We start from the raw sequence: 24,468 nt of genomic DNA, 5'->3' as shown, positions 1-24,468 counted from the left end.
GAAAGACGGGGCGAAGCGGATGCGCATGCCACTCATCACCAAACTGATCGGCCTCTCCCTGATCGGCACCATCACCGTCGGCGTTGCAGCCGGTGCCATCTTCGCTTCCCTCAACCGGGTGGAAGCGGTCTACGGCGAGGTGGTGCTGGACTACCAGCCCGCGCACCAGGCGGCCACGGCCCTGAACGCCGCGGTTCACCGCATGAGCGCGTCGGCGCGGGGGTACGTGCTCGACCCCTCCGCTGCGCACCGGGAGGGGTTCGAAACCGCGGCCGATGACTTCTCCGCTTACATCGCACAGATCCGCGCGCACACAGATGACCCCGTGGTGCTGCAGCACCTGGAAGACGCCGAGGCCCTCGCCGGGCAGTACGTCCAGGCGCTGCAGCAGATGATGGCCCTGCGGGACGAGGGCTGGATTTCCCAGGCGTCGGCCGTCCTGAAGAATGACGTCATCCCGGTCACCGAACAGATCGTGGACCTCAGCGGCAAGGTGACCCTGCGGCTGCAGGTCCTGGCCGAACAGGCGACCCGTGAGGCCCAGCGGCAGGCCGCCTCCGCCCGGCTGATCGGCGCGGCCATCGCCGCGCTGGGCGTCGTGCTGTCGGTTGCCATCGGGATCCCGCTTGCCCGCTCGCTGGCCAGGCCGATCCGCCAGCTCTCCGAGGTCGCCCTGCAGGTGGCGGGGGGCAACCTGGCCGTCGACGAGCTGCCCGTGCAGAGCAGCGACGAGGTGGCGGACCTGACCCGGGCGGTGAACACGATGCTCGGCTCCCTCCGGACCCTGATCGGGGAGCTGACGGCGTCCGCCGCCACGCTGGGCGACGCCTCGGCCTCCCTGGGCGCCGTGGCGGCCCAGGCCACCCGGTCCGCGGACGAGGTGGCCGGCAGCATCGGGCAGGTGGCCGCGGGCGGCAGCCGGCAGGCCGAGGCCACCGCCGAGGTGCAGAAGACCATGGAGCAGCTGCAGGAGGCGATCCGGCAGGTGTCGGCCGGGGCGGAGCAGACCACCGGTGCGATCCACCAGGCGGTCTCGGTCCTGCACGCCGTCACCCGGGAGACCACCGAGATGGCCCGGACCGCATCTGCGGAGGCGGAGACCGTCCTGGAAGGCGCCCGCAGCGCCGCGGAAGGGGCGCGGGCGGTGAAGGCGTCGACGGCCGGCATGACCCGGGTAAAGGACGCCGCCGAACGCACTGCAGAGCAGGTCCGCCGCCTGGCGTCGCTCTCGGAGGAGATCGATGCCATCAACACCGCCATCTCCGACATCGCTGAGCAAACGAACCTGCTGGCCCTGAACGCAGCCATCGAGGCGGCGAGGGCAGGCGAGCACGGCCGCGGCTTCGCCGTGGTGGCCGGCGAGGTGCGCCGGCTGGCCGAGGGCGCGTCCCGGTCCGCCGCGGAGATCGCCCAGCTCATTCAGACAGTGCAGTCCCTCACCGCCGAGGTCGCGGCGACCATGGAAGCGGGCCTGGCCGAGGTGGAGACCGGCGTCCGGCAGGCTCTGGAGGCCGGCCAGGCGCTGGAGCGGCTGCAGCAGGCGGCTGAGCAGACGACCCGCAGCGTGGAGAACATCGCCCGGGTCGCCGAGAGCGCCCGGCAGCGGCTCCAGTCGATGGACGAGCTCTTCACCAACATCGTCACCGTGGCGGAGGAGAATTCCGCGGCGGCGGAGGAGATGGCCGCCCAGGCCGCGCAGGTCTGCGCCTCGCTGGAGCAGGTGACAGAGGTCGCCCGGGAGAACGCCGATGCGGCGGCCGCAGCCTCCCGTGCGGCCACCGCCATGGCGGATGCGGGGGCGGAGGTGTCCACTGCCGCGGAACGGGTGCAGCACGTGGCCCAGCAGATGCGGGAGCAGGTCGCCCGGTTCCGCACGCCGCAGTAGGCGGGCGCCGCCAGCCGCGCCGGCTTGCCCCCGCCGCGGCGGGGTAGTATCATGGGCACATACGGCCCGAGGGATAGGAGCGGTAGGCCATGCAGCACTTGCGAAGGCACCTCTCCGCCGGAGGCCTCGTCCTGCACGAAGGGGCCATCCTCCTGGTAAGGAACCGGCGCGGGCACTGGGGGCTGCCCAAGGGCCACTGGGAGCCCGGCGAACTGCTGGCAGAGACCGCGGCACGGGAGGTGCGGGAGGAAACGGGGCTCGAGGTGGAGATCGGCGACCTCGCATTCATCACCGAGTTCCGGAACGCGGAGGCGAAGGAACACCTCGTCCAGTTCTTTTTCGGGGCCAGGCTGATCGGGGGCTCCCTCTCGCCCGCCCCCGGGGAGATCTCCGGGGTCAAGTGGGTGCCCACCTCCGAGGTGGAACAGTACATCCGGTGGCGCCCCTGGCTGGAGCCGCTGCGCCACTGGCTCAACGGCGGCACGGTGAAGTATCACGCCTTCCCCGACCCCTCCCGGAACCGCATCCGGTGACGGCGGGGAGGGCCAACCGAAGACCGCGCCGGGTCGACGGCGCGCAGGAGGCCGGGGGTTCTGTGCGAACCCCCGGCCTCCGCTTTGCCGGTACCTATCACGCCCCCGTGGGCAGGACCGCCCGCCGGGTGCGGAAGTCCACCTCCGGGTAGTACATCTCGGCCACCAGCAGGTCGGGCCCGGTGCATCCGACCTCGGGGCAGTGGCAGTTGAGCCGCTGGAACCGCGGGTGCGCGTGCCAGCGGCGGAACGCGTCCTCCAGCCGTTCGGTCCGGACGTTGCCCAGCGGCTCCATCCCGCCGAAGTCCGTCACCCGGACGGCCCCCGTGAACAGGTCCACGTTCACCCGGTTCCGGCCGTCGGGGCAGTTGCGCACCGACACGTTGGGCGCCGCGGCCACCGCCCGGAGCAGGTCCTGGTCCTCCGGCAACGGGCTGCAAGGCAGGAAGGGGAAGGTGCCGAAGAGCACCCACAGGTTCGGATCCCGCTCGGCGAGGAACCGCCGGATGGCCTCCCGGAAGGCGGGCAGCGGCAGGACCGGCAGGTCGGACGCCCAGTCCACCGCGTACATGGGGTGGACCTCGTGCCTGCGGCAGCCGATCTCCGCCAGGAACCGGTTCATCGCCCCCAGATGGTCGGCGGTCTCGGCGTTGATCATCGTCTCCGCGGAGACGAAGCGCCCCTGCGCGGCCAGGGCGCGGGCGTTGTCGATAATGCGCCGGAAGAGCCGCCTGGACGCCTCCGGTGAGACCTCCCGGCTGCCGTGCCCCCACACGATCCGGTGGAAGTGCGCCTCGTCCCGGTAGTTCCAGGTAATGTGGAAGACGTCCACCCACGGGGCGATCTCCTCATACCGCCCCAGGTCAAAGGTCAGGTTCGTGTTCACCTGCGTCTGCAGCCCGCGCCGCTTGGCGTACTGCAGGAGCGGCGCCACCCAGCGGCGGAGCACCTCGGTCGACCCGCTCAGTTCGCCCCCGGTGAGGCTCAGCGTCGTCAGCCCCTCCACCTCGTCCAGCCGCCGCAGGATCAGGTCCAGCGGCAGCCGCTCGGGGTCCCGGTCCATGAGCGACTCGCCCACCGCGCAGTGGCGGCAGCGCAGGTTGCACCAGTTGGTCACGGTGATCTCCACGCTGGTGAGCCGGAAGCGGCCGTCCTCCATGCCGCGCCGCGGCTCCCAGGGATCGGCGATGAATCCCCACTCCCCCACGAATACACGACCTCCCGTTTGCACAATAGCTGGCGGACCCGAGGGGGTCCGCCTCAGGCGTATTCGGTTTCGGCTGATCCCATTCCCGAGGCTCCGGGCCACGGGGCGCGCCTGGCCGGGCGCTCACGACCCCTGCTCCAGGGCGACGGCAAACGCCGCGGGCTCCATGTTCCACAAGTCCGCGCTGCTGGTGGAAACGCCGGATGCGCCGGCCTGCAGGGCCCGGCCCACCTCCCTGGGGGTGCGCACCAGCCCGCCGGCGATGATCAGGGCGCCGGGCAGCTGGCTGCGGATGGCCTGCACCGCCCGGGGGATGATGCCGGGCAGCACCTCCACCACCTCGGCCCGGCTGGAGCGGGCCGCCTCGATGCCGGTCGCCAGCGACTGGGAGTCCAGCAGAAAAAGCCGCTGCAGCGGCGTCAGCCCCAGCCGCCTGGCGGTCTGGATGAGGTTGGTGCGGGTGGTGATCAGTCCGACCGGCCGCGCCACCCGGGCGAGGTACTCGACGGCCTCTTCGTCCCGGCCGAGCCCGCCCACGAAATCCAGGTGGATGAACAGCAGCTTGCCCGCCCCGGCCACCGCCTCGCCCACCTCCGCCAGCCGCCCCAGGCTGGTGGACAGCAGGAATACGGTGCGACAGCGCGACCGCAGGGCCTCGTCCAGCCGCTGCTCGTCCCGCACCGACGCGATCACCGGGTGCTCCCTCAGCGCCTCGGCGAGCCGTTGCGCGCCCTCGCTGCGCCGCCGCTCCGCCACGGCCATCATCTCGCTTTCGTCGTCATTCCCCCACGCGCAGAAGCTCCTCCAGGCTGGCGGGGTCGTAGCCCACCACCACCTGGTCGCCGCGCACGACCACCGGCCGCCGCCAGAGCCCCGGCTCGGCGGCCAGCAGCTCTACCAGCTCGTCGTCGGTCAGCTCCCGCTCCGCGAGCCCCAGCTCTTTGTAGCGCCGGCTGCGGGTCGAGAGGAGGTCCCGCACGCCCCCGGGGAGCCGGGCGGCCAGCCAGCGCACCTCCTCGGGCGTGGGCTTCTCCTTGAAGAAGCGGCGCTCGTGCACCTCTACGGGCTTCTCGTCAAGCAACTGCTTGGCCTTCTTGCACGAAGTACACGTGGGGTAGGTGAAAAAGGTCACCTCAGGCTTCATGGCACTCACCTCTGAGGACTTATTCTTTCCACCCGGACCGGGTGGCCTCCTGCCCCTCCCCTCCCACCGCTGCCCGACCGGTGATGCGCCGCCGGCGTCCTGGCCTTCGCCACGTCCCGAGAGAAGGGCAGGCCGCGGCAATGGGCGCTGAGGCCCAATCCTGGCCACAGGCCCCGGTTTCACGGCGAGGGGGATAGCCCGGTGGTGGTCGACGCGCAGAACCTGAACCGCAACTCCGGAGACCGCTTCAGGTTCTGCGCGGGAGTTCCGCACGAGGCGCGGACCGACGCGCAGAACCTGAGCCGCGCCTCGGGACACCGCTTCAGGTTTTGCGCGGGAACTCGGCACCCGACGGGGTCGACGCGCAAAATCTGAACCACGCCTCGGGGCACCGCTTCAGATTTTGCGCGGGAACTCGGCTTCGCCCGGGGGTCGACGCGCAAAACCTGAGCCGCGCCTCGGGGCACCGCTTCAGATTTTGCGCGGGAACTCGGCTTCGCCCGGGGGTAGACGCGCAGAACCTGAACCGCGGCTCGGGGCACCGCTTCAGATTTTGCGCGGGAACTCGGCTTCGCCCGGGGGTCGACGCGCAAAACCTGAACCGCGCGTCGGGGCACCGCTTCAGATCTTGCGCGGGAACTCGGCATCAGGCGGGGTCGACGCGCAAAACCTGAGCCGCGCCTCGGGGCACCGCTTCAGATTTTGCGCGGGAACTCGGCATCAGGCGGGGTCGACGCGCAGAACCTGAACCGCGCCTCGGGGCACCGCTTCAGATTTTGCGCGGGAACTCGGCTTCGCCCGGGGGTCGACGCGCAGAACCTGAACCGCGCCTCGGGGCACCGCTTCAGGTTTTGCGCGGGAACTCGGCTTCGCCCGGGGGTAGACGCGCAAAACCTGAACCGCAACTCCGGACACCGCCTCAGGTTCTGCGCGGAGACTCCGCACCGGACGGGGGTCGACACGCAAAACCTGTACTTCCCCCCGGGAGATGGGTTCAGATTCTGCGCGCAGACCCCGAACGCGGTCAGCACCCAGAACCCGGGCCTCGACTTCGGTCTGCGTCTCAGGCCGCTTCGTTCAAGCTCCGCAGGCGGACGGCGCGGGCGCAGCGGAGCGCACTGCAGAGCGGCGCCGACGCGCTCACCGCCTCCACCGCCGGAACAACACCGGCGGGATCGCCAGCCCGGCGGCCAGAATGCCCGCGATGGCCAGCGCCCGCGCCAGCTGCCAGGCCCCCTCCGCCAGCCGGCTCTGCGACAGCAGCAGCATTCCCCGGTAGGCGATGATACCGGGGACCAGCGGGAACAGGCCGGGGATGACGAAGAGGATCGCCGGCTGGTGCAGCCGGCGGGCCAGCACCTCCGAGGCTGTGCCCAGGGTTACCGCGCCGAGCAGCACCGCGGCCGGGGCCGGGGCGCCGGCCCGCAGGGCCAGGTCGAAGCCCGCCCAGCCCACCAGGCCGCAGAGGCCGGTCCAGAGGATGGCCCCGCGGGGCGAGCGGAACGAGACGGCGATGGCCGCCGAGGTCAGGAAGGCGAAGGGATAGGTGATCACAGCACCCCACCTCCCCCGACCAGATACAGCGCGGCGCCCACCCCGGCTGCGAGGGCGGTGACCTTGACGAAGGCCTCCAGCCCCCGGGCCGTGGCGCTCACCAGATCGCCGGCGATCGCGTCCCGCAGGGCGTTGGTGAAGGCGATGCCGGGCACCAGGATCATGATCCCGCCGGCCACCACCGGGCCCACCGGCACGCCCAGCCAGCGGTGAAGCAGGGTCGCGCAGAAGACGGCGTTGGCCCCGCTGATCAGATCGGCGACCGCATCGGGCAGCCCCAGCCACCTACAGATGCGCTCACCGGCCTGCACCACCAGGTTGGCGAGGAAGGCGGGCAGCACCCCGGCCAGGGAGCCACCCACCAGCATCGTGCAGGCCGCCGCGGCAAGGCCGCTGGCCGGGACGTCCAGCCAGCGGGGGAAGGGCGGCGGCTGCTCGCCGATCGCCCGAATCAGGCGCAGCGCCTCGGCCGGGTCCTTCGGGTCGGCCGTGAGCGACCGCGACAGCGCGTTCACGGCGCTGACCCGGTCCAGGGCGATGGTCCGGCTCCGCACCCGCCGCACCACGGTGGCCTCCTGGTCGGCCACGCTGATGAAGATGCCCGTCGGTGTCGCGTAGATCTCGGGCTCGCCCACCCCGTACGCCCGGAGGATCCGGGAGACGGTGTCCTCCACCCGGGCCACGTCGGCCCCGGACTGGAGCAGGACGACCCCGGCGGCTGCGGCCACCTGCAAAGCGGCAGTCGCGGATCCCGAACCCAACGTCTCTCACCTCGATGTCGACATGGGCCGGCACAGGCGGCCCTAGATCGCGGCCCGGTACCGGCCGTACCCGGCCTTGCGGGTGTACAGGGCGCGCCCCTGCACCACCAGCAGGTCCAGGTGCGCCAGCACCTCGGACAGCGCGAGGAAGTGATCGAACCCCTTCACCTGGGGGTAGACCTCCCGGGTCAGTTCCCAGGGGCTGCGCCCCTCCTGCAGCCGCTGCAGCAGGCTGTCCAGCCGGCGGCCGTGGGCCGCGCGGTACCGCTCGCCCACGGCGCGATGATCCGTGATGACCGGGCCGTGCCCCGGCAGCACCTCATCCACGTCCAGCCCGGCCGCGCGGTCCAGCGACCGCAGGAACTGGCCCAGCGTCAGGGCCCGGTTGGGAGCATGCGGCACCGCGTCCGGATGGCCGGGCGGGACCGGCTCCAGGATGGGGTTGGGCGTGATGCCGTCCAGCAGGTGGTCGCCGCCCACCAGCCGCCGGCCTTCCCGGTCGAGGAAGCCCGTGTGCCCCAGGGCGTGGCCGGGCAGGTGAACGGCCTCCAGCCGGCCGCCGTCGAACGCAAACACCTGGCCGTCGGCCAGCTGCCGCCACGACTGCAGGGGCAGGATCAACTGGCGGTTGAGACGCCAGAACCGCTCGATCAGGGCAAACCCTTCCGGGTCGACGCCCGCCTCCGCCAGAATGCGGTCGCGCGCCTCCTGCCACCAAGGGGCAACCTCGGCCTTCCCGGCCTCCTCCGGGTGGAGGTGGACCTCCGCCCCGGACTCTTCCTGCACCCAGCCGGCGAGGCCGATGTGGTCCACGTGGGCATGGGTGAGCAGCACCCGCCGGACGTCCCGCACCCGGAGCCCCAGCCGCTTCAGGCCGTCGACCAGGGCGGCGCGGGCATCGGGGGTGTTGACCCCCGTATCAATCAATGTGACCGGATCGGAGCGGACCGCATAGACGTGCACCGCACCCGGGCCCCCGGGCAGCGGCAGGGTGATCTGATGGATCGGCAGCATCGGCATGCACACCCTCCCCAAAGGTGAGGCGCCGTGCCCTACACGGCGCCTCCACACTGTGACTTTACTCCTTTTCCCCCGACGGTGCAACGGTCGCCGCGGCCTCCGGCCCCCCACCGGTACCCACGGCCTCCAGGAGGAGCTCCGCCAGGTCAAGCACCCTGAGCTGGTCGCTGTTCTCCTGGGCCGCGACGCCGTCGGAAAGCATGGTCATGCAGAACGGACAGTTGGTGGCGATGGTGGTCGCGCCGGTGGCCAGCGCCTGGCGGGTGCGCTCCAGGTTGATGCGGGTCCCGTGGTGCTCCTCCATCCACATCTGCGCGCCGCCGGCGCCGCAGCACATCGCGGTCGGGCCGTGCCGCTCCATCTCCCTGAGCTCCACCCCGGGCAGGGCCGTGAGCAGCTCCCGGGGCGCCCCGTACTCGCCGCCGTAGCGGCCGAGGTAGCAGGAGTCGTGGTAGGTGACGGTCGCCGCCACCTCCTTCACTGGCTTCAGCCGCCCCTCCTTCACCAGCCGGGCGAGCAGCTGCGTGTGGTGGACGACCTCGACGTCCAGCCCCATGGCCCGGTAGTCCTTGTCGAAGGTGTGGAAGCAGTGCGGGCAGTGGGTGATGATCTTCTTCACGCCGTAGCCCTGCAAGGTGGCGATGTTCTCCATGGCCAGCTGCTGGAAGAGCAGCTCGTTGCCGGCCCGGCGGGCGGCGTCGCCCGTGCACTTCTCCTCGGGGCCGAGGATGGCGTACGAGACACCGGCCTGGTCCAGGAGCTGCACGATGGCCCGCACGATCTTCTGCCCCCGCTGGTCAAACGCGCCGGCGCAGCCGGGCCAGAAGAGGTACTCGGCGTCGGGCTTGTCGGCCAGGAGCGGCACGTTCAGCCCCTCGGTCCACGCCGTGCGGGTGTGGGCGCCCATGCCCCACGGGTTGCCCTGCCGCTCCAGGTTCTTGAACGTCTGGTTCAGCTCGGCCGGGAACTCGCCCTGGAGCATCACCTGGTGGCGGCGCATCTCGACGATCTTGGGCACGTGCTCGATGAAGACCGGACAGACCTCCATGCAGGCGCGGCAGGTGGTGCACGCCCAGATCTCGTCCGGCTGCACCACGGACCCCACCAACTGCGACTCGAAGGGCTGTTCCGCGGGGCGCTCGCCCTTCATCGCCGCCAGGGCCAGCAGTGGCCCCTGTTCGTGGAGGTGGCGCTGCAGGTCGAGGATCAGCTTCTTGGGGTTGAGCGGCTTGCCGGTGAGGAAAGCCGGACAGTTCTCCTGGCAACGGCCGCACTCGGTGCAGGCGTCCAGGTCGGCCAGGTCCTTCCAGCGGAAGTCCCAGAGCGTGGCCGCCCCCAGCACCGGGTTCTCCGCCTCAAGGTCGGTGGCGGCCATGATGCCGGCCGGCCGCAGGTCGGAGAGGAAGATGTTGGCGGGACCGGTGAGGATGTGGATCATCTTGGTGTAGGGCATGAGGGCGATGAACCCGAAGGAGATGACCATGTGGAACCACCAGAGGATCCGGTGCAGGACGAGCATCGCCTCCAGCGACATGAAGCTCGCCAGCAGCCGGCCGTGCGCCAGTCCGACGGGCGACCAGGCCGCCCAGGGGTCGTCGGTGGCCACGAGTCGGATGCCCTCCACCCAGAAGCCGGTCCACAGGATCAGCACGATGTGCAGCAGGTAGACCCAGTCGTCCAGCGGCGCCTTCGTCTCCGCGACCTTGGACAGGGCCCGGGGCTTGAACACCCCCCGCCGCACCCAGGCGATGACGGCGCCCACCAGGGCCAGCAGGCCGGCGATATCCAGGACCAGCGACTGGAACCAGAGGTAGAACGGCCCCTGCATGATCCGGATCCGCAGGTCCTCGTGGATCATGACCACCACGGTGCCGAGGAAGAGAATGAAGAAGCCCCACGACAGCCAGAGGTGGAAGACGCCGGCGACCCGGTTCTGGGAGAGCCGCCGCTGCAGCGCCGCGTGGCGCCACGCCTGTCGCAGCCGGTCCCGGACCAGGTCCCAGCGGACCTCCGGCATGCCGACGAACCACGTCCGGACGCGCTGCCACAGGCCGTAAGCGAACACCGCCACGGCGGCGATGAAGATGAGGTAGAGGATGTACTCGTGCTCGATGTTCCAGTAGACGGTCCTGGTTGCCAGGATCATGCTGCCTCCCCCTTATCGGCCAACCTTGCCTCTTCTCCCCCACGCCTCGTGAATGAATAGCCATTCAGTCTGTCTCGCATTATTCGTCCCTCTCGGCAAAATATCCTCTATGCTCATCCTATTCTTTCGTAGGTTTTCATCCCCTCTCCGCCGTGACCCCCTGAAGACGCAAAAACCCGCCCCTGCACGGGGCGGATAACATGGCCGTCCGGACGGCGTCATAGCCTGTCTCGGGGGTGATTCCATGCGGGAGCGGCTGTACCGGGCCGGCTACCCGGCCACCGCCGCGGGCTGGACCGGGTTCCTGGCCCTGATGGCCTTCGCTCTGGCACTGACGGTCGTCGCCACGGGGGTGAACGGACTCGCGCTCATCGGCCTGGTCGGGCTCACGTGGCTGCTCAACGTCGCCACCGTGCACTGGGCGGTGCCCTGGCGGCTGGTCTGCCACGTCTTCGGCTGGGTCGTGCTGTACCGGTCCGTGGTCCCCGACCGGGCCTGGTACCTGGTGGTGCCGGCAGCCCTGCTGCTCGCCGGATCGATCATCTGGGAGCAGGAGCGCCGCCTCGCTCGAGCCTGACGCCGCAGTTGGGGCAGTAGCGCGCCCCCTGGGGATAGACCGCGCCGCAGCCGGGGCAAGGCATCTCGGCCGCGACGAGGGGGTAAGCCGCGATCGGCCGGAACGGCGAGGCCTGCTGGGCGCGCCGCACCCGGGGGAGGAGCGCCATCCACAGGGCCACCACCGCGGCGTAGAGCAGGGCCGTGCCGAAACCGTAGCGGATGAGGTCGGTCAGGGTCTCCAGGGCCATGTCCTGATTGAGGCTCCCCAGGTTGTAGAAGCCGTGCAACAGGACGGGCAGAACCCACCCCTCCAGGATGTGCAGCACCTTCTCCCGCCGGGTCGTGGCGAACCGCACGACGCCCATGTGGTAGCCCATGATCATGCCGACGATCACGTGCATGGGCACGGCGGTGGTGGTGCGAACCAGCGCGGTCAGGATGCCGGTGTGGATGTCGCCGCCGAGGAACACGTAGACGAGGTTCTCGGCCACGGCGAAGCCCATGTGGGTAACGCCGAAGTACACGATGCCGTCCATGACCTCGTTGAACTCGGGCCTGCGCCAGCTCGCGGCCCAAGCGGCGATGCCCTTGCCGGTCTCCTCCGTGACCGCCGCGACGATGAACGAGACGTACACCGTCTCCATGAAGCCGGAGAAGGAAACCACCTGGTCCAGCAGGACCTCGACGGCGTAGACAGGCACCGTGACCAGCACGCCGGCCACGAACGCGGCGGCGATGTGGGTCCAGGGCTCCGGCTCGTACTTGTCCAGGTGGCGGATGTACCAGAGCATGGCCGCCGCCGGGGCCAGCGCGATCAGCAGGGCGAACAGGTGAAGCAGAGCGAGCCCCCCTTTCAGGGGTTATCCCTTGTGTATACGTGAACAAATGCCGGGATCCCTGCCTGTCCCGCAGGGCCCGGCCACGGGCAGCGCCCCCGACCTGCGGGCCGGGGGCGCTGCGTTCGCTGGGTGCCTCCGCGCGGGGCTTTAACTGAACAGTTGGTGGAGCTTCATCGCCTGGCCCATGTCGCCGCGGATCTTCAGCTTGCCGGACATGAAAGCCGCCATCGGGTTCAGCTTGCGCTCCATCAGGGCGAAGAAGTCAGAGGTGGCCATGGTGATGGTGCAACCCGGGTTCTCCACGGGTCCCTCGCCGATCTTGTACTGGCCGTTGTCGAAGACGGCGTGGTAGGTGCCGCCGCCCTCCCCGGTCAGCTCGAACTGATAGGTCGCCTTCAGGTTGGCGATCTTGGCCGGATTCGCGGCGATCTGCGCCTTCAGCTTCTCCAGCAGCTCTGCGATCGTCATCGCTCTGGTCTCCCCTTCCTTCGTCAGGTGTCGCATACGTGCCCGGTGCTTCACTTCGGCGGCCGTCGTCCGAATCTCCTGCTAATCGGCCACCGCGGCCTTCTGCTTCTGCTCCATCTTGCTGCGCTCCTGCTCGGCCAGAACCCGGCGCAGCACCTTGCCGACCGTGGACTTGGGCAGCTCAGGCAGGAACTCCACCGAGCGCGGCCGCTTGTAGGCGGCCAGCCGCTCCCGGCAGAACTCGAGGATCTCCTGCTCGGTGGCCTGCGCGCCGGGTTTGAGCACCACGAAGGCCTTCACCGTCTCGCCCCGGTACGCATCGGGCACGCCCACCGCGCAGGCCTCCAGAACCGCGGGGTGCTGGTAGAGCACCTCGTCGATCTCCCGCGGATAGATGTTGAACCCGCCTGCAATGATCATGTCCTTCTTGCGGTCCACGATGTAGAGGTAGCCCTCGTCGTCCATCCGGCCGATGTCGCCCGTGTAGAGCCATCCGTCCTTCAGGACCTCCGCGGTCTCCTCCGGCCGGTTCCAGTAGCCCTTCATGACCTGCGGGCCCCTGATCAGGATCTCGCCCTCGCCGCCGGGCGGCAGGTCCTCGCCGGTCTCCAGATCCACGATCCGCACGTCGGTGCCCGGGTAGGGCAGGCCGACGCTGCCCGGGATCCGTTTGCCGAAGCGCGGGTTGGCGTGGGTCACCGGCGAGGTCTCCGTGAGGCCGTAGCCCTCCATGATGGTCGCGCCGGTGACCTGTTCGAAGCGGCGGAGCAGGTCCACCGGCATCGCCGCGGCGCCGGTGACGCACAGTTTGATCGAGCGCAGGTCGTACTTGTGGATGTCAGGATGGTTGAGCAGCCCGATGTACATCGTCGGCACGCCCGGGAACACCGACGGCCGGTACTTGGCGATGGTCTTCAGCAGGTCGCCGGGATCAAAGCGCGGCACCAGAATCAGGGTGAAGCCGCACGACAGCCCCATGCCCACCGCGGCCGTGAAGCCGTAGGAGTGGAACATGGGCAGGACGGCGAGCGTGGTGTGATGCTCGTCGCCGATCTGCAGCCACTCGCGGATCTGGGTCACGTTGGACGTCAGGTTGAAGTGGGTGAGCATGACGCCCTTGGAGACGCCGGTGGTGCCGCCGGTGTAGAGCAGCACCGCCACGTCCTCCCTGGGGTTCACGGGGGCGATCTGAATTCCCTGCGGGCTCTCGCGGAGGAGTTCCATGAAGTGGGTCGCCTCCGAGGGCGGGATGCGCGGGGGCTTGGCCTTCAGCCGGTAGAGGATGTTGAGCGGGAAGTTCAGGTAGTCCTGCGCCCCGGTCCAGATGTACGCCTCCACCCCGCCGGCCTCGCGCACCTTCTGCCAGAACAGGTCCAGCGTGATCATGATGCGGCAGCCCGAGTCCTTCACCTGGTAGGCAATCTCCCGGGCCACGTAGAGCGGGTTGAACTGGACCGGGATCGCGCCGATCCGCTGGCAGGCCACCGTGGCGATGACGTTCTGCGGGCTGTTGGGAAGGATGATGCCCACGCGGTCCCCTTTTTGGATGCCGTACCTCCGCTGCAGCGCTGCGCCGAACCGGTCGATCAGATCCACGAGTTCGCCGTAGCTCACCCGCTTACCCATAAAGATGAGTGCTGTCCGCTCCGGGTGCTTCGCTGCCTGCTCGAAGAGCGCCTGGTAGAAGGGAACCTCCGGGAACTCCAGCTCCCAGCGTACCCCCTGCGGATAGGCCTTGAGATACGGACGCTCCACGCGAAATGCCCCCCCTTGATCCGAGATTCCCATCAGACCTGGTCGGATTTGTCTTATTGTAACATGATTCCGATTTACCCTCCAGGTATAATACGGCGGATTGTTTTGTTCTTTCTTTCCCTTGCAGAGCGCATAACCGGAGGCGGCCCGGGCAGAATATGGCCCCGGAGGTGGCACTGCGACCCATGGATGTGCGAAACGAAGCGCTGAAGCTCATCCGGGAACGGGTGGGAGACCGTACCATTGGCCCGGCCACCACCCTGACCGCCCTCACGGAGGAGTACGAGACCAGCATGGAGGAGCTGGTCGAGGCGCTGGAGGCCGAGTTCGGCGTGGAGCTGTCGGAAGAGCTCCTGGTCGACGTGGAGACCGTCGGCGAGCTCTGTTCGCTGGTCGCCCGTGTCGAGGAGTGAGCCGGGCGAACACGCGCAAGAAGCCATCGAGACGAGGACGGGTACGCCTCGGGGCCTCGATGGCTTCTCTTGCTGTCTTCGCCTTCCGCCTGCCTGCGGGGAGGGAACGGGACGGTGGAGGCAGAACCTTCTTGCCCCCTTCCGGCTGTTCAGGGCGGATGCGGTCGCGACGCCTCGGAGACGATCCTGCTGGAGGTCGTTGGGTTCGAAGGCGAGGATGACACGGTCCGGATCAGCGGCTCAGAAGTCCACGTCCGCCTCTCCGCGGAACTGCGGAACCTCGTGCAGCAACGGCTCAACGAAGCGGCTGTCGGCCGTTGACGATGCATCTCGATACCAACGCAGGCGGCCCCCCGTGGCAGTGGGGCCGCCTGCGTCTGCCCTGCGCGCCTTACTCGCCCCGGGCGATCTCGGTGCAGATCTGCCCGATGATGTCCAGCGCCTCGTTCAGCTGATCGTCGGTGATCACCAGCGGGAGCAGCATGCGCAGGGTGTTGCCGTAGATGCCGCACTTCACGACCACGACCCCCCGCTGCCAGGCCCGCTTCACCACCTCAGCGGCCTCCGCCGTGGCCGGCGCCCGGGTGGCCCGGTCGGTCACCAGCTCCACGCCCAACATGGCACCCAGCCCGCGGATCTCGCCGATCTGCAGGCGGGAACCGGGAATGCTCTCCAGCTGCACCGCCAGCTCCTGGAACCGGCGCCGCATCAGGTCGCCGATCGCCCGGGCCCGGCTGACGAGCCCCTCCTCCTCCATGATGTCCAGCACCGCGTGGGCCGCGTCACACGCGACGGGGTTGCCCACGTAGGTGCCGCCGATGGTGGAGTCCTCCGGGGCGTCCATGACCTCGGCCCGGCCGATCACGCCCGAGAGCGGCATGCCCGCGGCCAGCGACTTGCCCACGCAGATCAGGTCCGGCACCAGGCCCAGCTGCTCGCTGGCGAAGAAGGTGCCCGTGCGGCCGAAGCCGGACTGGATCTCATCGGCGATGATCAGGAAGCCGTGCTTCCGGGCCAACTGGCTCACCCGGGCCAGGTAATCGGGGTGGAGCGGGATGAAGCCACCCTCGCCCTGCACCGGCTCCAGGATGATCGCGGCGACCTCGTCCGGTGACACGTGAGTGATCAGGGCCCTCTCCAGGGCGTCGGCGCAGAACCTCACGTACTCCGCCTCGCTCATGCCCGCGGGCCGCCGGTAGGTGTACGGCGTCGGAACCCGGTAAATCTCCGGGGCGAACGGACCGAACCCTTCCTTGTACGGCTTCACCTTGGAGGTGAGGGCCATGGCCAGGTTGGTGCGGCCGTGGAAGGCGCCCTCCAGCGCGATGATGGCCCTTCGGCCCGTATACTTGCGGGCGATCTTGATCGCGTTCTCCACCGCCTCGGCGCCGGAGTTGAAGAAGCAGGCCTTCTTGGGGAAGTCGCCCGGCGCCAGCGCGGCCAGCCGCTCCGCCAGCCGGATGTACGACTCGTACATGATCACCGAGAAGTCGGTGTGGGTAAACTGCGCCGCACTCCGCTGAATGGCCTCGACCACCCGGGGGTGCGAATGGCCCACGTTCATGCAGCCCATGCCCCCGGCGAGGTCAATGAACACGTTGCCGTCCACGTCCGTGACCAGCGCGCCGCGCGCTTCCTGGATCGCCACCGGCACGTGAATGGAGAGGGCGTTCGCCACGACGCGCTCCTTGCGGGCCATCAGCTCCCGGGAGCGCGGGCCGGGGACTTCGGTTACCAGCCGTACGTAGCGCGTCGTCTGGGTCATGGATATACCTCCTTTCAGGCGGATCCGGCTCCTATTCTATGCAAAGATGTATATTAGCTCCCACCCCCAGCGGTTCCTGCTCTCACCGGCCGGGCGGGGTACGCGAAAGCCCCTCCGCCGCCGGAGGGGCTGCCTGCTGGGTCTGTTAGAACTTATCCGGGCTGAGCCAGGTGGTGTCGGGCTTGGCGATGAGGCGTGCGTTCTGGTAGGCCATGTCCAGTGTGAGGATGGTGTTGCCCCGGTAGACATCGCCCATCTTCTGCAGCACCAGGGCAAAGTCCGGTGGGCCGCTGAACTCGCCGGAGAGATAGATGGGCATCAGGAACTGAATCTGCCCCATGTAATACTGCGGCACCACGAGCTTGTAGTTGCGCCGGGCCATGATGCGCGCAAACTCGATGGCCGCCTGGAACAGGGCGAAGATTTCGCTCTTCTTGCGGTTCCGGTACTTGGGCGGGATGCGGTCGAAGTTGTCGTCGATGATGTGGATGTCGTCGGTGTTGATCTCCAGGTCGGGGTCGAAGATCACATCCGTGATCCTGTCGAAGTAGGTGGCCATCGGCGGCTTCTGATTCAGGAAGAGCTCCAGCACCGCGCGGTCGTTCTCCAGCACCGGGCGGGCGTTGATCACCCGCTGCGGGTACTCCGGATCCGCCTCGCCGAGCACGTAGATTTCTTTGAAGTACACATTCAGCAGTCCGGTGTTGAAGAGCAGCTTGCTTTCGTTCCGCAGGACGCGCCCCTGCTGCTTCAGCCGCTCGTAGGTCTTTTCCACGTACGACTTCAGGATGGGATGCTGCTGCTTCGACTGGTACTGGCTGTAGTTCCACCGCTCCGGGATGGCCATGGACGCGAGCTCCTCCAGGAATCGGGCCCCCTCGTTCCAGGTGCGGAAGTACAGGTCCCCGATGACGAACCCCTCCCGCCGGGCCGCCTGAAAGAACAGGCCGAACCAGGGCTGCCGGTTGGGGTTCTTGTTGAGGATGCACTTGGCCAGGATCTCCTCGCCGGTGGGCGTGGTGTGGCCGGTCGGGAAGAGGACGGCGTCCGCCCGGGCGCGGTCCTCCACGGGCTGCTCCTCCCGCAGGTAGGAGAACAGCCCGCCCCTGACGGCGCGATCCAGCGCCCGCTCCAGATCCGCCGTCAGCTGGTCCAGCGGCCGCTCGGGCTCGCCCATCATGTTGGCCAGGTACCGCAGCGCCTTCTCTTTCACATCCAGCGGTAGGTACGTGAACTCCTCGAGCCGCAATTGCCATACATCCTTTCTGGTTACCCCGACGCTGGCAAGTCACAGTCTTGCATTTTCAGCATACCTTGTCGAATCCCTGTCGAGTTCGGCAATGTTCATCCTTCTAATAGCCGGTTTTCCGTCAAGTGGTAATGAAACCAGGCTTCAAAAAGCACCGCCATGCCCACGGCGGCCAGCAGCCCGCCGAACCGCAGGGCTGCGCCCATGGCCCGGAGCATCAGCAGCGATCCCAGGACCAGCGCCGCGGCGTCGCCCGCCAGGGCCGTGGTGCGACCGTACCGCGGGAGCACGATCAGGTCGCCCAGCCAAAGCACGAGCGTGTGCACCGCCGCCATCATCAGCGACTGGGGAAAGGCCCGGTGCCCGGCCGCGGGCAGGGCCAGCGCGAAGATCAGGATGTACGCGGCCAGCTTGAGGCAGAGCGTGTTCACGTGTCGCACGGGTCCTCTCCTCCTCCGCGATCGGCCTTCACGAAGAAGGATACGCCCCGGCAGAAACGGCATGACGCCGCTCAGTCGTCGCTCGCGGCCGTTCCGACCAGCCCCAGCGCGTCGGCCGCCGACTGCAGGGCACGGATGACGTGCCCGATGTGCTCGTCCAGGTCGACCCCCAGGTCCTGCACGCCGCGCAGGATATCCTCCCGGCTGACCCCCGCCGCGAACCGCTTGTCCTTCATCTTCTTGCGGACGGCCTGCACGTCCACGTCGTGGATGGACTTGGTCGGGCGCACCAGCGCCGTGGCCACCACCAGGCCGGACAGTTCGTCCACCGCGTAGAGCACCTTGTCCCGCAGCGACCGGCGCGGGTAGCGGTCGGCCAGCGCGTCCGCGTGGGAGCAGATCGTGTAGCGGATATCCTCCGGCACCCCGAGCTCCGCCAGAATGCGCTCGCCCTGCAGCGGGTGGTCGGGGATCGTGGGCCAGCGCTCGTAGTCGAAGTCGTGCAGCAGCCCGATCAGGCCCCAGGTCTCCTCGTCCTCGCCGTACAGGCGGGCGAAGTAGCGCATGCAGGCCTCCACGGCCAGCAGGTGGTTGATCAGCCGCGGGCTCTTCACGTACTCGTTGACCAGTTGCCAGGCTTCCTCCCGGGTCACGGTCGATCCCGCCTCCTCTCGCAAGAATGGTTAAAATCATGTTAACCACATTGCCGCCAAATCCTGCAGCGGCATGGTAGACTGGTGGCGGAGGTGAGGCCCATGCGAATCTACACGCGTACAGGCGACAAGGGAGACACGAGCCTGCGCTGGGGCGAGCGCGTGCCCAAGAACGCCTTGCGCGTCGAGGTGTACGGCACCGTGGACGAGGCCAACGCCCACGTGGGCATGGCCGTGGCCATGATGGAGGGTCCCGCGTTCGCGGCGGTCCGCGACGTGCTCCTCCGGGTGCAGAACGAGCTGTTCTACGTGGGCGCGGACCTGGCGACCCCGCCCAACCGGGACCGGGGCGAGCAGCCCCGCATCACCCAGGCCTCCGTCGACGCGCTGGAGGCCGACATCGACCGGCTGGAGGCCGGGCTGCCCCCGCTCCGGAACTTCGTGCTTCCCGGCGGCTCCGCCCCGGCGGCCGCGCTGCACGTCGCCCGGACGGTGGTGCGTCGCGCGGAGCGGCTGCTGGTCTCCCTCATGCAGCAGGAACCGGTGGACCCGGCCCTGCTCCGGTACCTCAACCGGCTCTCCGACCTGCTCTTCGTCGCCGCCAGGGCCGCCAACCAGGCCGCCGGACACGGGGACGTGCTGGTGGACTGGAACCGCTCCTCCTAGTCGGCCGTGCCGGCCTCCGCGGCCCTGAAGGCCGCGGTTCCCAGCAGTTCCGCCACGAAGGGGGACGGCCGGCACTCCCGGCCTTCGTAGGAGCGGGGCGCGCTGATCCAGAGCTCCTCGCGGGCGCGGGTGACCGCCACGTACATCAGCCGGCGCTCCTCCTCAATGTCGGGGTTTGACCGGTGCGGCAGCAGCCGGTCGACGGCGCCGGCCACGACCACCCGGGGGAACTCCAGCCCCTTGGCCCGGTGACAGGTCACCAGCGTGACGGCCTGGCCTTCCGGCGCCTTCCGGTCCGCCTGGGCGGAGAAGGCCGCGACGTGGCCCAGGTAGGCAGGCAGCAGGAGGCGCGGCGCCGTGCGCTGCACCTCGGCCAGGAGGCCCAGCAGCTCGTCCGGCCTGCCGCCCGCCCGGGCGGCGTACTCCTGCAGGTAGTCGTCGTACCCGATGACGGATCGAACGTAGGCGATCGCCTCCGGCGCAGTCATGCGCCCCAGCGCCCGCAGGTGGTCCTCCAGCTCCTCCACCGGCCGCAGCTGCCAGGTGCGCAGCAGGCCCGTCCGACCGATGGCGGCCAGCAGGTCGCCGTCCGTCGCGCCGGCGATGCGCGCCGCCTCCTCGGCCACGGCGCGGGCGAGGTATCGGTTGGGCCGGTTGAGTACCGGCAGGAGCGCCATCCGGTCCCCGGCGGCGGCCCGCAGGTACGCCAGCACGTCCTGCACCGGCCAGCGCCGGTAGAGATTCGGCAGGCCGCCCAGGGTCCGGTACGGAATGCCCTCCCGGCTCAGCACCTCCGCCAGCACGTGCGCCTGCTGGTTGGTGCGGTAGATCACCGCCCAATGGCTGAGCGGCGCCCCGGCTTCCCGCACCAGGCGGGCGATCACCTCGGCCTCCTCTACGGTGTCGGCCGGGGTCAGCAGTCTCACCGGCGGGCCGGACCGCCGGACCGGCCGCATCACCTTGCCCAGGCGCCGGACGTTGTGCGCCACCAGCCGGTTGGCCGCCTCGACGACCGGCGCCGGGCAGCGGTGGTTCACGGCGAGGGTCACCTGCGCGGCCCCGGGGTACAGGTCCCCGAAGGAGAGCAGGAACTCCGGTGTGGCCCCCCGCCAGCCGTAGATGGCCTGGTCGTCGTCCCCCACCACGCAGAGGTTGCGCCCCGGCTCCGCCAAGAGGCGGACCAGCGCGAACTGCACCGGGTTGGTGTCCTGGAACTCGTCGACGAGGATGTGGCCAAACCGGCGCCGGTAGCCCTCCAGCAGCTCCGGACGGCCGCGGAGGAGAGCCAGCGCCTCGTGCAGCAGGTCGTCGAAGTCCAGGAGGCCCTGCTCGGCCTTTGCCTCGGCGTATCGCCGGAGCAGCCCGTCGAACTCGGCGGGCGGAAGCGACCGCGGCCGGAACCCGGCCGGAGGCTCCGGCTCGGCCCTGAGCCGGCTCAGGTCGGCAAGCACCTCCTGCACCGCCTCGTCGTCGGTGTTCAACCCCATGGTGCGCATGAGATTGCGGATGAGCTGGAACTGCTGGTCCTCCAGCAGGATCCGCAGGGGGCCCCCGCCCTGTGCGTGGCGCAGCATGCGGTAGGCCAGGCCGTGGAACGTGCCGAAGAAGGCCCGCGCCGCCGCCGGACCGGCGGTCCCGGCTGCGCGGGCCTTCAGTTCGTCCGCCGCGGCCTTGGTGAAGGTGATCACCAGCAGCGAGCGCGGATCGACTCCGCGGACGGCGATGAGGTAGCCGATGCGCCGCGCGATCACGGTCGTCTTGCCGCTACCGGGCCCTGCGACCACCATCAGGGGGCCGGCGGCATGCGTCACCGCCCGGGCCTGCTCGGGGGTCAGCCCCTCCAGCAGGCGCCGGGCGGTGGCGGGAGATGCGCTCTGCAACCGCGTCACCGTCCTCACTTCCCAGGCGGAATGGGGTTTCCTTCTGGGTTCGGCAGGCCGCCGGCCCTTCCCTCCCGACGAATCTTCCGCCCGGGCGGAGGCGCAAGCCTTCGTGCGGCGAACATACACAGCCATGAGGTGATGCCTTTGGCCCTCGTCTCCTTTGATCTCGACGGCGTGCTGCAGCGCAATCCCTTTCACCTGGGCCGGCCCCACGGCGTCTTCGGCCACATCTGCCGGACGCTGGCCCCGTTCGTCGCCGAACCGGAGCCGGAGAAGGCCGTCCTCCGGCGGCTCGTCGCCCTGCACCGGGCCCGGGCCGCGGCTGGCGACATGGTGGGCTGCCACGACTGGGACGACATCGTCAACACCATCGCCCGGGAGGTGGGCTTCCCGGAACGGATCGACGTGGCGGGGCTCGTGGAGGCGTACTGCCGCATGGAGGGCATGATCTGGGCCTACCCCGGCGCCGCAGAATGCCTGGACCGGCTGCGGGCGGAGGGGCACACGCTGGTCTCCGTCACCAACGGGTTCCGCTGCTACCAGGAGCCGGTCCAGCGGGCCCTGGGGCTCCTGCCCCGCTTCGCGGCCCTCATCACCCCCGACACCGCAGGTGCCGGCAAGCCCCAGCCGTCCATCTACCGGGCGGCAGAGGCCTACGGCGGCCCGCCCTTCATCCACGTGGGCGACGTGCTGCCCCACGACATCGCCGGCGCGAGGGCCGCGGGCTGGCTCGCCATCTACATCGTGCAGCCCCTCGCGCCCGGCTATACTCCGATGCCGCCGGCGCTGGCCGCGCTCCCGCCGTGGCAGCGGCCCGCCGCGGGCCGGGCGTGGCTGGAGGAGCGCTTCGCGATCGACCGGCGCTGGCACGACTACCCGCCTTGCGAGCTGGCCGACTGCATCCCCGACGCCATCGTCAACCACCTGGAGGAGGTCCCGGCGGCGGTGGAACACCTGGTGCGGGCGGGGCCGCAGGGCGGCTGACCACCGCCCGGGCTCAGTCGGCCCGGGGGAACGCCGCGAAGCTGCTCACCACCGTCCGCTCGAAGGGCCATCCGTCGCCGAGCTTCCCGGTTACGGTGACCGTGACCGTGTAGACGCCGGGCTGCTGCGGCACCGACAGCGCTGCCCGGTGGGCGCCCCGGCCGCCGGAGAGCCCGATGCCGTCCGCAACCGGCCCGTCGCGGCCGGTCAGCGTGAGCGAGGCCCTGCTCTCTGCCACGTCCGCTCCCTGGAGGCTGACGCTCACGGTACGGGCCGCGCCCGGGACCGAAAGCCGGTCGCCCAGGTCCAGGACCGCAGCCACCCCGCCCTCCAGGGCGGCGATCATCAGGTAGGCGGAGCCGGCGGGGCCGGATGTCACCAGCCGCCACTCACCGGCGGCCGGGTCCTCTACCTCCACGGCGCCCAGCCAGGCTCCGGCGAAGACCTCGCCCTCAGGCACCGGAGCGACAAACTTCACCGGATGGAGGGTGCCGTCCGGCGCGGCCAGGGCCGCCTTCAGGTCGGGGTGGGAGGCGAGCACGTGGAACGTCGCCGCCCGCACGCCCCGCTCGACCGGGAAGGCGTCGGCGTGCTCCTCGGCATTGGCCTTGCCGCCCCGCAGGATCAGGTTGCCCGGCGCCGCCGGCCCGCCGGCGGCCGCCCGGGCCCCGGGGGAGGCGGTCAGCCCGGAGGCGGTGAGCTGCGGGGCGATGGTGCTCCAGACCCGGCTGCCCATCCGGATCTCGTCGTGGTCCCAGTAGCCGGTGCTCAGGTGGCTGGCGCCGGGCTTCTGGGCCGACCAGACGGGCACGACGCCGTCATCCTCGCCCGAGATGTAGACGCAGCCCAGCCACAGGGCGGTGAAGAGCGGCCCGCACTTGTACCCGGACACCGTCGCGTAGGCGACCCCCGGGTCCAGGCCGTCGGTGATGGAACGGAAGTAGTCCATGTACCCGGTCTGCATGACGTACGTGGCGTCCGTCCGCTGGCCGATGATCTCGGCCAGCCACGACGCCCAGCTGGAGTAGGCCAGGTCGGCCAGCGGCGTGCCCCAGTGCGGCGTCCCCAGGGTGACGACACGGCGGATGCGTGCGGCCGCGCCGTAGTGGGCGGAGGCGGCGTTGGCGTCGACACCGCCCTTGGAGTGCGCCACGATGACGACCTTGCTGACCCCGAAGTGGGCCGTGACCTGGTCCAGCAGGCTGCTGAGCAGCTGCCCGTTGGTCCACATGGTGCCCTCAGGGTGAAGGTCCACGAAGGCGGTGCGGTAGCCATTGTTGTAGGCGTAGGCGTACATGTCGTTGACGCCGTGGTACATGGTGTCCGACCACCAGCCGGCCGCCGAGCCGCCCTTGCCGTGCACAAACACGAGCACCGGCTTCGTCGGGTCGGCGTTGGGCGGCGTGGCGCCCACGTACCAGTCGCCCGCGGCCAGGGCCCGGCCGGCCGGCACGTCGCCCGCGCCGTGCGTCCCCGGCTCCGCCGGCCCCCCGTCCAGGGCGAGTTCGACACGGCCGGCGTGTACCGGCGGCGGGGGCTCGGCCGGCGCAACCGGCTGCGCGGCCGCCAGGCGTGACGGGCGCGCGCCCAGCGCGGCGGCAGACAGGAAGAGAAGGGACAAGACCAGAAGCAGCGGGATGATTCTGCGCATGGGGATATCTCCTTTCCCCACCAACGTAGGACATCCCGCTGCTATTTGTACATAATTTTCCGTTATTTTCGCTGTGGGCATTGCGCCGCTCGGCGCCCGACCGGCATCCTCGCTCTGCCACCCCCGTGGTCTGCGTCGCGGTCCCGCCGCGGCCCGCCCGACGAATGGCCGTGGGTCAGCAGACCGGTTCCTGCCCTCACCCCACCGCCGCGTTCAGAACGCGGCCGTCCACCATGTGGTAGATGCGGTCGCACACCTGGCCCACTGCCGGGTCGTGGGTCACCACGACGAAGGTCTGCCCCCGCTCCTGGCAGAGCCGGCGCATCAGCCGGAGGAGCGCCCGGGCGCTCTGCGAGTCCAGGGAGCCGGTCGGCTCGTCGGCCAGGACCAGCGCGGGGTTATTCACCAGGGCCCGGGCGATGGCCACCCGCTGCTGCTGTCCCCCGGAGAGCTGGCCGGGAAGGTGGTGCATGCGGTCGCCCAGCCCCACCGCCTCCAGCAGTTCCCGGGCCCGGGCGTAGGGGTCGGCGGGGCGCGGCCGCACGTACCGGAGCGGCAGCGCCACGTTTTCCAGCGCCGTCAGGGTGGGCACCAGGTTGTGGGCCTGGAACACGAACCCCAGGTGGTGCAGCCGGATCTTGGGCAGTGCGGCGTCCGACAGCTGGGTGACCTCGATGCCGTCGATCCAGACCCGGCCGGCGTCGGGCCGGTCCAGGCAGCCGAGGATGTGCAGCAGGGTGGACTTGCCGCTGCCCGAACGCCCCATGATCCCGACGATCTCGCCCCGCCCCACCGAGAGGCTGGCGCCGTCCAGAGCCCGCACGCCCATGGGATACTCCTTCACCAGGCCCTCCGCCTCCAAGAGCGGCCTTGCGCTCACGCTTCTCCCTCCTC

Annotated in this window: 23 protein-coding genes; 6 read left to right on the top strand and 17 right to left on the bottom strand. The window is 69.8% G+C overall.

All coding sequences use genetic code 11. The features are described from left to right. Positions 1 to 19 precede the first annotated feature (19 nt). Together STH_RS16845 and STH_RS03240 are read left to right on the top strand one after the other, a co-directional pair. Positions 20 to 1,885 carry a methyl-accepting chemotaxis protein gene (locus STH_RS16845; protein WP_050742084.1) on the top strand — a complete coding sequence of 622 codons (1,866 nt, stop codon included), beginning with the start codon at positions 20 to 22 and terminating at the stop codon, positions 1,883 to 1,885. A gap of 89 nt (positions 1,886 to 1,974) precedes the next feature. Further along, entirely contained in the window at positions 1,975 to 2,418 is a 444-nt protein-coding gene (locus tag STH_RS03240) for an NUDIX domain-containing protein (RefSeq protein WP_011194763.1), read from the top strand. 97 nt (positions 2,419 to 2,515) lie between these two features. Here STH_RS03240 and yfkAB read toward each other — a convergent pair whose 3' ends face one another. The 7 genes from yfkAB to STH_RS03205 form a co-directional block, all read right to left on the bottom strand. Next, positions 2,516 to 3,625 (bottom strand): radical SAM/CxCxxxxC motif protein YfkAB, encoded by a 1,110-nt coding sequence (gene yfkAB, locus STH_RS03235; protein ID WP_011194762.1) that lies wholly within the window; start codon positions 3,623 to 3,625, stop codon positions 2,516 to 2,518. Positions 3,626 to 3,748: 123 nt separating this feature from the next. Further along, a complete protein-coding gene (locus STH_RS03230; protein ID WP_050742083.1) occupies positions 3,749 to 4,390 on the bottom strand; it encodes a glycerol-3-phosphate responsive antiterminator in 642 nt (213 codons plus the stop codon). A 13-nt stretch (positions 4,391 to 4,403) separates the two neighbouring features. After that, the gene (locus tag STH_RS03225) at positions 4,404 to 4,769 is read right to left on the bottom strand and encodes an arsenate reductase family protein (protein WP_011194760.1); all 366 of its coding nucleotides are present in this window, start codon (positions 4,767 to 4,769) and stop codon (positions 4,404 to 4,406) included. Positions 4,770 to 5,909: 1,140 nt separating this feature from the next. Further along, positions 5,910 to 6,323, bottom strand: a complete 414-nt coding sequence (locus STH_RS16840) for a threonine/serine exporter family protein (protein ID WP_011194759.1) — start codon at positions 6,321 to 6,323, stop codon at positions 5,910 to 5,912. Further along, positions 6,320 to 7,084, bottom strand: a complete 765-nt coding sequence (locus tag STH_RS03215; RefSeq protein ID WP_011194758.1) for a threonine/serine exporter family protein — start codon at positions 7,082 to 7,084, stop codon at positions 6,320 to 6,322. The genes STH_RS16840 and STH_RS03215 overlap by 4 nt, the downstream gene beginning before the upstream one ends. 42 nt (positions 7,085 to 7,126) lie before the next feature. Then, positions 7,127 to 8,104: an MBL fold metallo-hydrolase gene (locus STH_RS16835; protein ID WP_050742082.1), complete on the bottom strand. Its 978-nt coding sequence runs from the start codon at positions 8,102 to 8,104 to the stop codon at positions 7,127 to 7,129. Between the two features lie 58 nt (positions 8,105 to 8,162). After that, positions 8,163 to 10,250, bottom strand: coding sequence for a heterodisulfide reductase-related iron-sulfur binding cluster (locus STH_RS03205; RefSeq protein WP_011194756.1), 2,088 nt, complete (start codon positions 10,248 to 10,250; stop codon positions 8,163 to 8,165). Between the two features lie 244 nt (positions 10,251 to 10,494). Here STH_RS03205 and STH_RS03200 point away from each other — a divergent pair, with 244 nt between their 5' ends. Next, positions 10,495 to 10,827: a hypothetical protein gene (locus STH_RS03200; RefSeq protein ID WP_011194755.1), complete on the top strand. Its 333-nt coding sequence runs from the start codon at positions 10,495 to 10,497 to the stop codon at positions 10,825 to 10,827. Here the strand turns inward: STH_RS03200 and STH_RS03195 are convergent. From STH_RS03195 to STH_RS03185, 3 genes are all read right to left on the bottom strand, one after another. Further along, positions 10,790 to 11,599, bottom strand: coding sequence for a PrsW family glutamic-type intramembrane protease (locus STH_RS03195; RefSeq protein ID WP_011194754.1), 810 nt, complete (start codon positions 11,597 to 11,599; stop codon positions 10,790 to 10,792). The two genes, STH_RS03200 and STH_RS03195, sit on opposite strands and share 38 nt — an antisense overlap. Positions 11,600 to 11,794: 195 nt before the next feature. Continuing rightward, complete coding sequence (locus STH_RS03190; protein WP_011194753.1) at positions 11,795 to 12,115, bottom strand: SCP2 sterol-binding domain-containing protein; 321 nt, start codon at positions 12,113 to 12,115, stop codon at positions 11,795 to 11,797. A gap of 81 nt (positions 12,116 to 12,196) precedes the next feature. Then, complete coding sequence (locus tag STH_RS03185) at positions 12,197 to 13,870, bottom strand: long-chain-fatty-acid--CoA ligase (protein WP_043713213.1); 1,674 nt, start codon at positions 13,868 to 13,870, stop codon at positions 12,197 to 12,199. A gap of 185 nt (positions 13,871 to 14,055) precedes the next feature. Between STH_RS03185 and STH_RS03180 the strand changes: the two genes are divergently transcribed. Then, complete coding sequence (locus STH_RS03180) at positions 14,056 to 14,283, top strand: phosphopantetheine-binding protein (RefSeq protein WP_043713209.1); 228 nt, start codon at positions 14,056 to 14,058, stop codon at positions 14,281 to 14,283. 391 nt (positions 14,284 to 14,674) lie between these two features. Here the strand turns inward: STH_RS03180 and gabT are convergent, their stop codons facing one another. From gabT to STH_RS03155, 4 genes are all read right to left on the bottom strand, one after another. Beyond that, positions 14,675 to 16,048, bottom strand: a complete 1,374-nt coding sequence (gabT, locus tag STH_RS03170; protein WP_011194749.1) for a 4-aminobutyrate--2-oxoglutarate transaminase — start codon at positions 16,046 to 16,048, stop codon at positions 14,675 to 14,677. A 145-nt stretch (positions 16,049 to 16,193) separates the two neighbouring features. Next, positions 16,194 to 17,297 (bottom strand): DUF3825 domain-containing protein, encoded by a 1,104-nt coding sequence (locus STH_RS03165; RefSeq protein WP_011194748.1) that lies wholly within the window; start codon positions 17,295 to 17,297, stop codon positions 16,194 to 16,196. Positions 17,298 to 17,392: 95 nt separating this feature from the next. Beyond that, positions 17,393 to 17,737 carry a DUF2512 family protein gene (locus STH_RS03160; RefSeq protein WP_011194747.1) on the bottom strand — a complete coding sequence of 115 codons (345 nt, stop codon included), beginning with the start codon at positions 17,735 to 17,737 and terminating at the stop codon, positions 17,393 to 17,395. A gap of 71 nt (positions 17,738 to 17,808) precedes the next feature. After that, complete coding sequence (locus STH_RS03155) at positions 17,809 to 18,390, bottom strand: HD domain-containing protein (RefSeq protein ID WP_043713206.1); 582 nt, start codon at positions 18,388 to 18,390, stop codon at positions 17,809 to 17,811. 102 nt (positions 18,391 to 18,492) lie between these two features. On the opposite strand from STH_RS03155, the gene STH_RS03150 reads away from it, so the two are divergent. Further along, entirely contained in the window at positions 18,493 to 19,056 is a 564-nt protein-coding gene (locus tag STH_RS03150) for a cob(I)yrinic acid a,c-diamide adenosyltransferase (RefSeq protein ID WP_043713205.1), read from the top strand. On the opposite strand, the gene STH_RS03145 is transcribed toward STH_RS03150, so the two are convergent. Beyond that, complete coding sequence (locus STH_RS03145; protein WP_043713202.1) at positions 19,053 to 20,945, bottom strand: ATP-dependent helicase; 1,893 nt, start codon at positions 20,943 to 20,945, stop codon at positions 19,053 to 19,055. The two genes, STH_RS03150 and STH_RS03145, sit on opposite strands and share 4 nt — an antisense overlap. 138 nt (positions 20,946 to 21,083) lie before the next feature. Between STH_RS03145 and STH_RS03140 the strand changes: the two genes are divergently transcribed. Then, complete coding sequence (locus STH_RS03140; protein ID WP_043713200.1) at positions 21,084 to 21,923, top strand: HAD family hydrolase; 840 nt, start codon at positions 21,084 to 21,086, stop codon at positions 21,921 to 21,923. Positions 21,924 to 21,936: 13 nt separating this feature from the next. Here STH_RS03140 and STH_RS03135 read toward each other — a convergent pair whose 3' ends face one another. Continuing rightward, positions 21,937 to 23,574: an esterase/lipase family protein gene (locus STH_RS03135; RefSeq protein ID WP_011194742.1), complete on the bottom strand. Its 1,638-nt coding sequence runs from the start codon at positions 23,572 to 23,574 to the stop codon at positions 21,937 to 21,939. A gap of 196 nt (positions 23,575 to 23,770) precedes the next feature. Beyond that, positions 23,771 to 24,454, bottom strand: a complete 684-nt coding sequence (locus STH_RS03130; RefSeq protein WP_011194741.1) for an ABC transporter ATP-binding protein — start codon at positions 24,452 to 24,454, stop codon at positions 23,771 to 23,773. Positions 24,455 to 24,468: the final 14 nt, after the last annotated feature.

It is taken from the genome of Symbiobacterium thermophilum IAM 14863 (assembly GCF_000009905.1).
GTDB classification, from domain to species: Bacteria; Bacillota; Sulfobacillia; order Symbiobacteriales; family Symbiobacteriaceae; genus Symbiobacterium; species Symbiobacterium thermophilum.
The sequence above is the reverse complement of the archived record's forward strand: the minus strand, read 5'-3'. Positions and strand labels throughout refer to the sequence as shown.

What these genes read in the sequence shown, in the direction of transcription:
- STH_RS03180 (WP_043713209.1), top strand. Translation starts at nt 14,056, where the DNA reads ATGGATGTGCGAAACGAAGCGCTGAAGCTCATCCGGGAACGGGTGGGA.
- STH_RS03200 (WP_011194755.1), top strand. Translation starts at nt 10,495, where the DNA reads ATGCGGGAGCGGCTGTACCGGGCCGGCTACCCGGCCACCGCCGCGGGC.
- STH_RS03225 (WP_011194760.1), bottom strand. Translation starts at nt 4,769, where the DNA reads ATGAAGCCTGAGGTGACCTTTTTCACCTACCCCACGTGTACTTCGTGC.
- STH_RS03205 (WP_011194756.1), bottom strand. Translation starts at nt 10,250, where the DNA reads ATGATCCTGGCAACCAGGACCGTCTACTGGAACATCGAGCACGAGTAC.
- STH_RS16845 (WP_050742084.1), top strand. Translation starts at nt 20, where the DNA reads ATGCGCATGCCACTCATCACCAAACTGATCGGCCTCTCCCTGATCGGC.
- STH_RS03150 (WP_043713205.1), top strand. Translation starts at nt 18,493, where the DNA reads ATGCGAATCTACACGCGTACAGGCGACAAGGGAGACACGAGCCTGCGC.
- STH_RS03190 (WP_011194753.1), bottom strand. Translation starts at nt 12,115, where the DNA reads ATGACGATCGCAGAGCTGCTGGAGAAGCTGAAGGCGCAGATCGCCGCG.
- STH_RS03240 (WP_011194763.1), top strand. Translation starts at nt 1,975, where the DNA reads ATGCAGCACTTGCGAAGGCACCTCTCCGCCGGAGGCCTCGTCCTGCAC.
- STH_RS03135 (WP_011194742.1), bottom strand. Translation starts at nt 23,574, where the DNA reads ATGCGCAGAATCATCCCGCTGCTTCTGGTCTTGTCCCTTCTCTTCCTG.
- STH_RS03230 (WP_050742083.1), bottom strand. Translation starts at nt 4,390, where the DNA reads ATGATGGCCGTGGCGGAGCGGCGGCGCAGCGAGGGCGCGCAACGGCTC.
- STH_RS16835 (WP_050742082.1), bottom strand. Translation starts at nt 8,104, where the DNA reads ATGCCGATGCTGCCGATCCATCAGATCACCCTGCCGCTGCCCGGGGGC.
- STH_RS03195 (WP_011194754.1), bottom strand. Translation starts at nt 11,599, where the DNA reads ATGCTCTGGTACATCCGCCACCTGGACAAGTACGAGCCGGAGCCCTGG.
- gabT (WP_011194749.1), bottom strand. Translation starts at nt 16,048, where the DNA reads ATGACCCAGACGACGCGCTACGTACGGCTGGTAACCGAAGTCCCCGGC.